This window comes from Streptomyces sp. NPDC057697, assembly GCF_042799335.1.
Lineage (GTDB): Bacteria > Actinomycetota > Actinomycetes > Streptomycetales > Streptomycetaceae > Streptomyces.
The window spans coordinates 188,742-198,614 of record NZ_JBHVJA010000016.1 but is presented as its reverse complement, the minus strand read 5'-3'; the positions used below and the strand labels follow the sequence as shown (position 1 = coordinate 198,614).

General features: G+C 70.9%; 11 protein-coding genes and 1 pseudogene. 3 read left to right on the top strand and 9 right to left on the bottom strand.

The annotated features are described in order from the left end of the window. From ACFVFH_RS31965 to ACFVFH_RS31955, 3 genes and pseudogenes are all read right to left on the bottom strand, one after another. Positions 1–119: pseudogene (locus tag ACFVFH_RS31965) on the bottom strand (electron transfer flavoprotein subunit beta); the annotation flags it as partial. A gap of 203 nt (positions 120–322) precedes the next feature. Next, positions 323–829, bottom strand: a complete 507-nt coding sequence (locus tag ACFVFH_RS31960; RefSeq protein WP_383775197.1) for a flavin reductase family protein — start codon at positions 827–829, stop codon at positions 323–325. Positions 830–1,025: 196 nt separating this feature from the next. Beyond that, positions 1,026–1,376, bottom strand: coding sequence for a TlpA family protein disulfide reductase (locus tag ACFVFH_RS31955; RefSeq protein ID WP_383775195.1), 351 nt, complete (start codon positions 1,374–1,376; stop codon positions 1,026–1,028). A 194-nt stretch (positions 1,377–1,570) separates the two neighbouring features. Here ACFVFH_RS31955 and ACFVFH_RS31950 point away from each other — a divergent pair, with 194 nt between their 5' ends. Beyond that, positions 1,571–2,293: a lysophospholipid acyltransferase family protein gene (locus tag ACFVFH_RS31950; protein WP_383775192.1), complete on the top strand. Its 723-nt coding sequence runs from the start codon at positions 1,571–1,573 to the stop codon at positions 2,291–2,293. Between the two features lie 76 nt (positions 2,294–2,369). Here the strand turns inward: ACFVFH_RS31950 and ACFVFH_RS31945 are convergent, their stop codons facing one another. The 4 genes from ACFVFH_RS31945 to ACFVFH_RS31930 all read right to left on the bottom strand — a co-directional run bounded on the left by ACFVFH_RS31945 (position 2,370) and on the right by ACFVFH_RS31930 (position 6,294). Next, entirely contained in the window at positions 2,370–2,969 is a 600-nt protein-coding gene (locus tag ACFVFH_RS31945; protein WP_383775190.1) for a transglutaminase domain-containing protein, read from the bottom strand. A gap of 75 nt (positions 2,970–3,044) precedes the next feature. After that, complete coding sequence (locus ACFVFH_RS31940; protein ID WP_383775188.1) at positions 3,045–4,124, bottom strand: threonine aldolase family protein; 1,080 nt, start codon at positions 4,122–4,124, stop codon at positions 3,045–3,047. Beyond that, the gene (locus ACFVFH_RS31935) at positions 4,103–4,870 is read right to left on the bottom strand and encodes an SDR family NAD(P)-dependent oxidoreductase (protein ID WP_383775185.1); all 768 of its coding nucleotides are present in this window, start codon (positions 4,868–4,870) and stop codon (positions 4,103–4,105) included. The genes ACFVFH_RS31940 and ACFVFH_RS31935 overlap by 22 nt, the downstream gene beginning before the upstream one ends. Positions 4,871–4,896: 26 nt before the next feature. Beyond that, positions 4,897–6,294, bottom strand: a complete 1,398-nt coding sequence (locus ACFVFH_RS31930) for a DUF6421 family protein (protein WP_383775182.1) — start codon at positions 6,292–6,294, stop codon at positions 4,897–4,899. Between the two features lie 286 nt (positions 6,295–6,580). Here ACFVFH_RS31930 and ACFVFH_RS31925 point away from each other — a divergent pair, with 286 nt between their 5' ends. Further along, the gene (locus ACFVFH_RS31925) at positions 6,581–7,264 is read left to right on the top strand and encodes a glycerophosphodiester phosphodiesterase (protein WP_383775180.1); all 684 of its coding nucleotides are present in this window, start codon (positions 6,581–6,583) and stop codon (positions 7,262–7,264) included. Positions 7,265–7,290: 26 nt separating this feature from the next. Here the strand turns inward: ACFVFH_RS31925 and ACFVFH_RS31920 are convergent, their stop codons facing one another. Beyond that, positions 7,291–7,842, bottom strand: a complete 552-nt coding sequence (locus ACFVFH_RS31920) for a GNAT family N-acetyltransferase (RefSeq protein WP_383775178.1) — start codon at positions 7,840–7,842, stop codon at positions 7,291–7,293. Between the two features lie 78 nt (positions 7,843–7,920). Between ACFVFH_RS31920 and ACFVFH_RS31915 the strand changes: the two genes are divergently transcribed. Then, the gene (locus ACFVFH_RS31915) at positions 7,921–8,307 is read left to right on the top strand and encodes a VOC family protein (protein WP_383775176.1); all 387 of its coding nucleotides are present in this window, start codon (positions 7,921–7,923) and stop codon (positions 8,305–8,307) included. A gap of 59 nt (positions 8,308–8,366) precedes the next feature. Here the strand turns inward: ACFVFH_RS31915 and ACFVFH_RS31910 are convergent, their stop codons facing one another. Then, complete coding sequence (locus ACFVFH_RS31910; RefSeq protein ID WP_383775173.1) at positions 8,367–9,779, bottom strand: PLP-dependent aminotransferase family protein; 1,413 nt, start codon at positions 9,777–9,779, stop codon at positions 8,367–8,369. Between the last annotated feature and the right edge of the window lie 94 nt (positions 9,780–9,873).

Here is a 9,873-nt window from a genome sequence, read left to right as displayed (position 1 = left end):
TCCAGCTCCGACAACAGACCGTCCACATCCTCACGGTCCACCGTCAGATCATCGGCGAAACGCCGGTCCCCCGTGGCATCGGGCACGTACTTCACACAGACAACGATCCTCAAGCTCACGCCGGCTCTCCTACTGCATCGTCATTTCCGGGGCTGCCTTGTTGCACGCAGCATAGGCGCCTGATGGGGCGGAATCCGGTCGGGGCGACCGACGCCCCGACCGGAAATATTACTAGCCAGTACACCGAGCGGCTCACCCATGAGCAAGCGCTTGGAACTGTGATATGCCCAACGTACTGCGCCCCCGTCCCGCTCGGGCGGAATCAGTCCCGCAGAGCGTTGAAACGGCCCTGATGGTAGATGAGCGGACGGCCGCCCCCGGCCGGGTCGCCGACCACGGCCTGTGCGATCACGATCCGGTGGTCCCCCGCGGGGACCCGGGCGACCACCCGGCAGACCAGCCAGGCGAGCACGCCGTCGAGCACCGGCACCCCTTCGGGCCCGCTGCGCCAGAAGGTGGACGGGCCGAACCGGTCGGCGCCGCTGCGGGCGAAGGTGGCGGCCAGCTCCTGCTGGTGCTCGCCGAGTATGTGGACGCCGATGTGCTCGGCCTCGGCCATGACCGGCCAGCTGGAGGAGGCGGTGCCGACCCCGAAGGAGAGGAGCGGCGGCTCGGCGGCGACGGAGTTGAGGGAGGTGGCGGTGAAGCCGACCGGCCGGTCACCGGCGGCGGTGATCACGGCCACCCCGGCGGCGTGTTGCCGGAAGACCGAGCGGAGGAGTTCGGGGGATGCCTGGCGCGGGGTACCGAGCTCGGGCGATGCCGTCATGGAGATGTCCTTCTGCGGAGGTGGCGTACGGGGCCGTGGTTGCTCAGGCACCCGGACAGCGCGCGCTCGCGTTGCGGGCGAGATCCACGTGGACCCGGCCGTAGAGAAGGATTTCCGGCGGCATAGCGTCAGACTGACGATGCGTGGAGGGTGCAGTCAAGAGGGTTCCGCAATGTGGGAGATGTGTCACGGTCCGTCACATCGCCCGGCCCAGCGCCGCGACCACGTCCGCGGTGCGCGGCTGTCCCGCGGCCCGGCGGACGATCCGGCCGGCGGCGTCGAGGACCAGTACGGTCGGCGTCCGGCTGATCCCCAGCTCCCGTACGAGAGCGAGACGCGCCTCGGCGTCGATCTCCACATGGGCCACCCCGTCCACCATGCGCGCCACCTCGGCCAGCGTCCTGCGGGTCGCCCGGCAGGGCTGGCAGAACGCGCTGGAGAACTGCACGAGCGTGGCCCGCTCCCCCAGTTCCGCGCCGAGCCGGGCCGCGTCCAGCGACCCCTCCCATGTCTCCCCGTCCACCCTCGGCCTCCCGTCAGAGCTCATCGCAAGAGGTCAGCACCGCCGGTCCGCGAGACATTCCCGGAGGTTCCACGTGACGAGAATCTCGCGCCCCGAGCCCTCGGAGACTGGCCACCGCGTCGCGCATGCGGCACGATCGGCGCAATGCCGCAAACCTACGGCTGCGTAACTTCCGCCGGGAGAACCCTCCCCAGGCGCTGAAGAAGGGTCTTCCCCAGATGGCAGAACTCGTCTATCGACCGGTCATCGGCGCCGCTCGTACGTTTTTCAAGGCGCTTGACCTGAAGATCGACACCCAGGGTTCCGAGCACATCCCGAAGACCGGTGGCGCGGTACTGGTAAGCAACCACATCAGCTATCTGGACTTCATCTTCACCGGACTCGCGGCCCTGCCGCAGAAGCGACTCGTCCGGTTCATGGCGAAGGAATCGGTCTTCCGGCACAAGGTGTCGGGACCGCTGATGCGCGGGATGAAGCACATCCCCGTCGACCGCAAGCAGGGCGAGGACGCGTATGCGCACGCACTCGCCTCGCTGCGCTCCGGCGAGATCGTCGGCGTGTTCCCCGAGGCCACCATCTCGGAGTCGTTCACGCTGAAGAGCTTCAAGTCGGGCGCCGCCCGGCTGGCCCAGGAGGCGGGTGTGCCGCTGATCCCGATGGCGCTGTGGGGCACGCAGCGGCTGTGGACCAAGGGGCGGCCGCGCAATTTCAAGCGCAACCACGTGCCGGTGACGATCCGGGTCGGCGAGCCGGTGGAGGCGCCCACCGACCAGTACGCGGGCGCGATCACCCGGCGGCTGCGGGAGCGGGTCCAGGAGCTCCTGGAGGCGGCCCAGCGCGCCTATCCCGTGCGCCCGAAGGACCCGAGCGACACCTGGTGGGTGCCCGCGCACCTCGGCGGCACGGCACCGACCCCCGCGGAGGTGCGGGAGAGGAGCTGACGCCGACGGCCCACGGCCGAAACGTCACTCCGGGGCGCGGACGGTGGTCCGCACCCCGGCTGCCGGCCGGCGCGGTTCAGAGCGCCGTGGGCAGGGTGCGCCACAGCTGCGGGCGGTCCTCGGCGGACCGCAGGGCGCGCAGCACCGCCGGATGCGGAGCCGCGTGGAGGACCGGGTAGTCCACCTCTCCCAGCTCCTGACGGACGGGCCACGCCAGCCGCTCCTCGTCGAGCGAGAAGCGCGCGTCGACGCCCGGTTTGTTGCCGCGCGCGTCGAGGCGGTCCCAGCGGTGACGGCCGGGCAGCCGGACCGCGATCAGCCCGTGCACCGGACCGGGGCCCCCGTCGTCGGCGGCGAGCGCCTGGTAGCACAGGGCGGTCGGGATGCCGGCCGCGCGTAGCAGGGCGGCGAGGGCGTGGGACTTGGCATGGCAGATGCCGTTGCGTGTCGCGAGGACGTCGGAGGCGCGCCAGGTGACCCGTGTGTCCCCGGAGTCGGCGGAGTGGGCAATGGTGTCGCGCACATGGGCATAGGCGGCGGCCGCGTATGCATATGCGTCGGTGGTGTCACCGCGAAGCTCGGCGACCGTCTCCCGCACCAGCGGATGCCCATGGTCGATGGCCTCGTCGGCCGCGAGATAGGCGGAGAGTGCCGGGACCTGCTGGATGAGCTCCATGGTCGCCGAGCGTAGGTATGCGGTCGGCCGGGTGTCAATGACTTTCCGGTCGACCGCATACCTATTCGGAGTGAGCTATCGTGCCATCTCTTCCTTCAGGGCGAGGAGGAACGCGTCGACGTCGTCCTCCGTCGTATCGAAGGCACACATCCAGCGCACGTCACCGGCCGCCTCGTCCCAGAAGTAGAAGCGGAAGCGCTTCTGCAGCCGCTCGCTCACCTCACGGGGCAGACGGGCGAAGACGGCGTTGGCCTGGACGGGGTGCAGGATCTCCACCCCGTCCACCGCGCGCACGCCCTCGGCGAGCCGCTGGGCCATCTCGTTGGCGTGCCGGGCGTTGCGCAGCCAGAGGTCTCCGGCGAGCAGCGCCTCCAACTGCACGGAGACGAAGCGCATCTTCGACGCGAGCTGCATCGACAGCTTGCGCAGGTGCTTCATGGCGCGGACGGCGTCCGGGTTCAGGACGACCACGGCCTCGCCGAAGATCGCCCCGTTCTTCGTACCGCCGAAGGACAGCACATCGACGCCGACGGTATTGGTGAACGTGCGCATCGGTACGTCCAGCGACGCCGCGGCGTTCGCTATCCGGGCCCCGTCCAGGTGGACCTTCATGCCGAGTCCGTGGGCGTGGTCGCAGATGGCGCGGATCTCGCCGGGGGTGTAGACCGTGCCCAGTTCGGTGTTCTGGGTGATCGAGACGACCTGCGGCATGGCGCGGTGCTCGTCGTCCCAGCCGTACGCCTGCCGGTCGATCAGCTCGGGGGTGAGCTTGCCGTCCGGGGTGGGCACGGTGAGCAGCTTGAGGCCGCCCACCCGTTCCGGGGCGCCGCCCTCGTCCACGTTGATGTGGGCCGACTCGGCACAGATCACCGCGCCCCAGCGGTCGGTCATCGCCTGGAGGGAGACGACGTTGGCGCCGGTTCCGTTGAACACCGGGAAGGCTTCGGCGGTGGGGCCGAAGTGACTGTGCATCACCCGCTGGAGGTGCTCGGTGTACTCGTCCTCGCCGTAGGCGATCTGGTGACCGCCGTTGGCGAGGGCGAGGGCCGCGAGGATCTCCGGGTGGGTGCCCGCGTAGTTGTCGCTGGCGAAACCGCGGGTCTGCGGGTCGTGGTGGCGCCGCGCGTCGGTCCTTACGGTTGTGGGGTCAGCCACAGGCGCTTTCCGTTCACTTCCGGGGCGGGCCGGTCCCAGACGCCGGCGATGGCATCGGCCAACTCCTCGACGTCGGTGAAGCCCGCGAATTTCGCATTCGGGCGCTCGGCGCGCATCGCGTCGTGCACCAGTGCCTTGATGACCAGGATCGCAGCCGCGGTCCTCGGCCCCTCGTCGCCCCCCGCCTTGCGGAACGCGTCCGCGAGGGCGAGCGTCCATGCCTCGGCCGCCGCCTTCGACGCCGCGTAGGCGGCGTTCCCCGCGGTGGGCTTGCTCGCACCGGCCGCGCTGATCAGCACATAGCGGCCCCGGTCGCTGCGCTGGAGCCCTTCCTGGAAGGCCAGCGAGGTGTGCTGGACCGTACGGATCAGCAGCTTCTCCAGCAGGTTCCAGTCGGCGAGGTCGGTCTCGGCGAAGCTCCGGCTGCCGCGCCAGCCGCCGACGAGGTGGACCAGCCCGTCGATCCGGCCGAATTCCTTCTCGGTCCGGGCCGCCCATTCGCGGGCGGCGCCGAGGTCCAGCAGATCGACCGTGTCCCCGGTGACGGTGGCGCCGCCGTGCGCGTAGCGCGCGGCGTCGACCGCCTCGGCCAGGCGCGCGGCGTCCGCGTCGGAGGCGACGACGGTCGCACCGGCCTCGGCGAGCCTCATCAGCGCGGCCCGGCCGGCCGGGCCGGCGGCCCCGGCGACCGCGACCACGGCGCCTTCGAGAGCACCGCTCCCATTGCCCTTGCCGTTTCCGTTCATGGCCACCGCCTCCTCAGACCCGGCGCTCACGCGGCTGCCCGCTCGGCATCCGCGGCGGTGATCCCCTTGGTGGAGGCGATCACGTTCTTCAGTTTCTTGGAGAGCGCCTCATAGAACATGCTCAGGGGAAACTCGTCCGGAAGCACGTCGTCGACGAGCTTGCGCGGCGGCTGCGACAGGTCCAGGGCGTCCGGACCCTTGGCCCAGCGGGAGCCGGGGTGCGGGGCGAGGTAGGCCGAGACCAGGTCGTACGCGGCGAACCAGTGCACGAGCTTGGGGCGGTCGATGCCGTCGCGGTAGAGCTTCTCGATCTCCGCGCAGAGCTGGTTGGTGATCTGCGGGGCCCGGTCCCAGTCGATCTTCAGCGTGTTGTCGGTCCAGCGGATCACATCGTGCTTGTGGAGGTAGGCGAAGAGCAGCTGTCCGCCGAGACCGTCGTAGTTGCGGACGCGCTCGCCGGTGACCGGGAAGCGGAACATCCGGTCGAAGAGCACGGCGTACTGCACGTCGCGGCCCTGGCCGAAGCCGTCGGCCTCCAGCTTCACGGCCTCCTTGAAGGCGGTGAGGTCGCAGCGGAGCTCTTCGAGGCCGTACATCCAGAACGGCTGGCGCTGCTTGATCATGAAGGGGTCGAAGGGCAGGTCGCCGTGGCTGTGCGTCCGGTCGTGGACCATGTCCCAGAGCACGAAGGCCTGCTCGCAGCGCTGCTGGTCGGCGACCATCTCGCGGATGTCGTCGGGCAGCTCGACGCCGAGCAGTTCGACCGAGGCCTCGGTGACCCGGCGGAACCGGGCCGCCTCGCGGTCGCAGAAGATGCCGCCCCAGCTGAAGCGCTCGGGGGCCTCGCGCACGGCGATGGTCTCCGGGAAGAGCACGGCGGAGTTGGTGTCGTACCCCGAGGTGAAGTCCTCGAAGGTGATGCCGCAGAACAGCGGGTTGTCGTACCGGGTCGCTTCGAGCTCGGCCAGCCAGTCGGGCCAGACCATCCGCAGCACGACCGCTTCGAGGTTGCGGTCCGGGTTGCCGTTCTGGGTGTACATCGCGAAGACGACCAGGTGCTGGAGCCCGTCGGCACGGTCCCGGGCCGGCTGGAAGGCCAGCAGCGAGTCCAGGAAGTCCGGCACGCCGAAGCCGTCGGCGGCCCAGCGGCGCAGGTCCGCGACGAGGGCGCGGTGGTACGCGGCGTCGTGCGGCAGCAGCGGGGAGAGCTCCTCGACCGCGGCGATCACACGGTCCAGCGTCGAGCGGGCGCTCTGCGGGGACGGCGCGCCCTCGGCCTCGAAGTCGATGGAACCGTCCTTCGACTGCCAGGGGCGGATCTCCTCCACGGCATTCTTGAGCGCGGGCCAGGCGGGGTGATCGACCACCCGCCGGTCCGTGGTTATGCCGCCTTCGGCGGCGTCGTGCACAAGAATTTCCGTCATAACACTTCCTCCACGGGAGAACCTCGCGTCAAGCAACCGTATCCATGCGCGGTTCCTTGAGACAAGTGGGCCTCAGAAAATTATCCTGCCGACCCCCCATGGTCACCGCGATTCTTCCTGTGCGGCACCGCATCGGCGGCTACTTCCATCGACGGAGCGCGCGCCTCCGGTGTCCGCCCTTCACATCGGCCCGCAGGCCGTTAGGCTGCCGGACTGCCGTAATGCCGTGGCGCCTCGTGGGCAGGAGCCGCATGCGGGAGGACACCGACGACGGAAGCGGGTTGCCATGTCTTTTCTCACCATCGGCCATCGCGGAGTGATGGGCGTCGAGCCGGAGAACACCCTGCGCTCGTTCGTCCACGCGGAACGGGCCGGAATGGACGCGATCGAGCTGGACCTCCATCTGAGCAAGGACGGCGCGCTGGCCGTCATGCACGACGCCGACGTGGACCGCACGACGGACGGCAGGGGGCCGATCAACGAGAAGACCCTGTCCGAGCTGCGGGAACTGGATGCCGGGCAGGGTGAGCGGGTACCGGTCTTCGAGGAGGTGCTCGACGCCGTGCGCTCCCCCGTGCAGGCCGAGATCAAGGACGCGGCCGCGGCCCGCGCGCTGGCCGAGGTGATGCTGCGGCGCGGTCTCGTCGACCGGGTCGAGGTGTCCTCGTTCCACGACGAGGCGGTGGCAGAGATCGCCCGGCTGGTACCGGGCGTGCGGACCGTGCTCATCGCCGGCCGCTGGAAGGGCGACGTGGTGGACCGGGCCAAGGCGGTGGGAGCGGCGACACTGGCCCTGAACATCCGCCGCCTCACCCTGGAGGTGACCGAGCAGGCGCACGCGGAGGGGTTGAAGGTCATCGGCTGGGTGGTGAACACCCAGGACCATCTGCGGCTGGCGCGCGCCCTGCGGCTGGACGGCGCGACCACCGACTACCCGGAGATCCGCCGCGCCGGCCGCTTCACCGCCTGATCAGGCGCCCGGAACGGCCGGGCCGCTCAGACCAGCTCCTTGACCAGCAGCTCGAAGACGAGATCGTCCCGCTGCGGAACACCGAAGCGCTCGTCGCCGTACGGGAACGGGCTGAGCTTTCCCGTACGGCGGTAGCCGCGCCGCTCGTACCAGGCGATCAGCTCCTCGCGTACCGAGATCACGGTCATGTGCATCTCGCCCACTCCCCAGCTCTCCCGGACGGTGCGCTCGGCCTCGGCGATGATCACCTTGCCGAGCCCGGCGCCCTGGAGCTCGGGGCGGACCGCGAACATTCCGAAGTAGGCGGCGTCACCGCGGTGTTCGAGCTGGCAGCAGGCGATGAGTGCACCCTCGCGCTCCACCACGAGCAGTCGGCTGCCCGGCGCTTCGAGTACCTGCCGCACACCGTCCGGGTCGGTCCGCTGCCCCTGGAGGATGTCCGCCTCGGTGGTCCACCCGGCACGGCTGGAGTCCCCGCGGTACGCCGACTCGATCAGCTTCACCAGTGCGGGGACGTCGGCGTCGACCCCGTCGCGGAAGGTCAGCTGTCCCGGGTCCTGAGCGGGTGCTATGTCCATGGCGGTGGCTCTCCGTCTCTGTGCTGTGGCCGTGCCGCAGCAGCCTAACCCGGGTGTTCCGGAACTAGAGTCGGACGCATGGTTCATGTGCTGAGCAGCCGGATCCTGTTGCGTCCGGTCGATCCCGAACGCTCGCGGATCTTCTACGGGGAGTTTCTCGGGCTGCCCGTCTACCGGGAGTTCGGCACCGGCCCCGAGCGGGGCACGGTGTACTTCCTCGGCGGGGGGTTCCTGGAGGTGTCCGGACGGGCCGCCACGCCGCCGGTCCCCGGTCTCGAACTGTGGATGCAGGTCGCGGACGTGCGGGAGGCGCACGAGGAGCTGTCCGCCCGCGGCGTCGAGGTGCTGCGGGAACCGGTGCGCGAGCCGTGGGGCCTGATCGAGATGTGGGTACGGGACCCGGACGGGCACCGCATCGTCGTGGTCGAAGTACCGGCGGACCACCCGCTGCGGTATCGCGCATAGGACCTGTCTCCGACACCGCACGGCAGGCGACAGTCCGAAGACAGGCCCCGGGAACGGCTTCAGTGCGCGGTCCGGCTCCGCTCCGCGCAGTCGACGAGCACGGGCAGGGCCCTCTCCAGACCGCCGTCGTCATCGGCGAACGGCAGCCGTACGTGATGGCGGAAGCCGTCCACGGCGGAGAAGGCCGGACCGGGGACGATCAGTACGCCCGCGCGGCGGGCCAGCTGGGCGGTCGCCTCGGCGTCGGCACCGGGGATCTCCACCCAGAGGGCGGAGCCTCCGTCGGGCCGTTCCCATCGCCAGCCGGTGTGCCGGTCCCGCAGCAGCCGTTCGGTCTCCGCCAGCCGTGCGCGCAGCCGGGAGCGGCGCCGGGCGCGGGCCTCGGGCAGTTGCCGCAGCAGTCGTACCGCGAGCAGCTGGTCCACCACCGGGCAGGAGAGGTCGACGGACTTCTTGATGTCGGCCAGGCGGTGGACGACGGTGGGGGAGGCGCGGATCCAGCCGAGCCGCAGGCCGCCCCAGAAGAGCTTGGACAGGGTGCCGACGGTGGCCGTGGCGGCGGGCGGCAGCAGTCCGGCCAGGGCGGCCGGCGCGTCGTCGTGGTGCAGGGACAGTTCGGCGTAGGCGTTGTCCTCCACCGTGTACAGGCCCTGTTCGGCCAGTGCGGCGGCCCAGGCGCGGCGGGCGGGCTCGTCCGTGCCGCGGCCGGTGGGGTTGTGCAGGCAGGGCTGGAGGTAGACGAGGCGCGGGCGGACGTGCCCGGCCAGCCTGGCCAGCGCGCGGGCGCCGTGGGCCCCGTCCGCGGGCAGCGGGACCAGCCGTGCGCCGCGGGCGCGCAGCGCTTCGAGGGCGCCCCGGTAGGTCGGGTCCTCCACGATCACCGTGTCGCCGGGCTCGACCAGGCCCTGGGTGATCAGCCAGACGGCCTGCTGGGAGCCCGCGGTCACCAGGATCTGTTCCGGAGAGGTCGGCAGGCCCGCCGAGCGGTGGTACTCGGCGATCCCCTCGCGCAGCTCGGGCAGCCCGTACGGAAGGTATCCGTCGCCGGTCAGGGCGGCCGCGAGGTCGTCGGCGGAGAGCTCGCCGACCGCCGCGGCGACCGCGGGCAGCCCGTCCAGCGCGCCACTGGACAAGTCGATGCCGCCGTCCCTGGTCCCGAAGCTGGCGAGCCGGCCCTCCGTCGCGGGCTCGCCCACCGCCCCCGAGCCGCGCAGCCGGGAGCCGCTGCCCCGGCGGCTGTCCAGCCGCCCCTCGGCCTCCAGCAAGCCGTACGCGGCCGTCACCGTGGAGCGGCTGACCCCCAGCGCCGTCGCCAGGGCGCGCTGCGAGGGCAGCACCGTTCCCGGTGCCACGTCTCCGCGCTCCGCCAGCTCGCGCAGCGCCTGCGCGAGCAGCAGCGGCAGCGCGCCCGTGCCGTCCTTGGACCACCCCGTCAGCAGACGGGACAGCCGAGTGGGTGGAATCCGGTCCATGCCCCCCATCATCGCCCGCCGCAGGCCAATTGCCGTCAAGTGGTCTTTGCCGCCTTCCGGCCGCTCGCACATGATCGGGGGAACGCCGTTGCAA

What these genes read in the sequence shown, in the direction of transcription:
- ACFVFH_RS31960 (WP_383775197.1), bottom strand. Translation starts at nt 829, where the DNA reads ATGACGGCATCGCCCGAGCTCGGTACCCCGCGCCAGGCATCCCCCGAA.
- ACFVFH_RS31955 (WP_383775195.1), bottom strand. Translation starts at nt 1,376, where the DNA reads ATGAGCTCTGACGGGAGGCCGAGGGTGGACGGGGAGACATGGGAGGGG.
- ACFVFH_RS31950 (WP_383775192.1), top strand. Translation starts at nt 1,571, where the DNA reads ATGGCAGAACTCGTCTATCGACCGGTCATCGGCGCCGCTCGTACGTTT.
- ACFVFH_RS31945 (WP_383775190.1), bottom strand. Translation starts at nt 2,969, where the DNA reads ATGGAGCTCATCCAGCAGGTCCCGGCACTCTCCGCCTATCTCGCGGCC.
- ACFVFH_RS31935 (WP_383775185.1), bottom strand. Translation starts at nt 4,870, where the DNA reads ATGAACGGAAACGGCAAGGGCAATGGGAGCGGTGCTCTCGAAGGCGCC.
- ACFVFH_RS31930 (WP_383775182.1), bottom strand. Translation starts at nt 6,294, where the DNA reads ATGACGGAAATTCTTGTGCACGACGCCGCCGAAGGCGGCATAACCACG.
- ACFVFH_RS31925 (WP_383775180.1), top strand. Translation starts at nt 6,581, where the DNA reads ATGTCTTTTCTCACCATCGGCCATCGCGGAGTGATGGGCGTCGAGCCG.
- ACFVFH_RS31920 (WP_383775178.1), bottom strand. Translation starts at nt 7,842, where the DNA reads ATGGACATAGCACCCGCTCAGGACCCGGGACAGCTGACCTTCCGCGAC.
- ACFVFH_RS31915 (WP_383775176.1), top strand. Translation starts at nt 7,921, where the DNA reads ATGGTTCATGTGCTGAGCAGCCGGATCCTGTTGCGTCCGGTCGATCCC.
- ACFVFH_RS31910 (WP_383775173.1), bottom strand. Translation starts at nt 9,779, where the DNA reads ATGGACCGGATTCCACCCACTCGGCTGTCCCGTCTGCTGACGGGGTGG.